Annotated in this window: 1 pseudogene; it reads left to right on the forward strand. The window is 68.2% G+C overall.

The annotated features are described in order from the left end of the window. Positions 1–330, forward strand: a pseudogene (locus tag EN852_RS37550) (FGGY-family carbohydrate kinase); the annotation flags it as partial.

Below are 330 nucleotides of genomic sequence, written 5' to 3' on the forward strand. Positions count from 1 at the left end.
GGCCCCTTCCCGCATCGCAGCGCGCAATGGGTCAATGCCGAGAGCCTGAGCCCCGGCCAACGCTTCGCCGCCATCTCCTTCTATCTGGCGCTGATGACCTCGACCTGTCTCGAGCTGATCGGCGGCGACGGACCGACGACGGTCGAAGGGCCCTTCGCGCGCAACCCGCTTTTCATCAATATGCTGGCGGCGGCGACGGAGCGGCCGGTTGTCGCCTCGGAGACATCGACCGGAACCAGCATCGGCGCCGCCCTGCTGGCGTCGGACGGAGCACTGGCAATGAGCAAGGGGGAGCGAACTCAGCCACCGGCCGATCCGGCCTGGCAAGCC

This window comes from Mesorhizobium sp. M2E.F.Ca.ET.209.01.1.1 (assembly GCF_004010375.2).
In the GTDB taxonomy this organism is placed as follows: domain Bacteria; phylum Pseudomonadota; class Alphaproteobacteria; order Rhizobiales; family Rhizobiaceae; genus Mesorhizobium.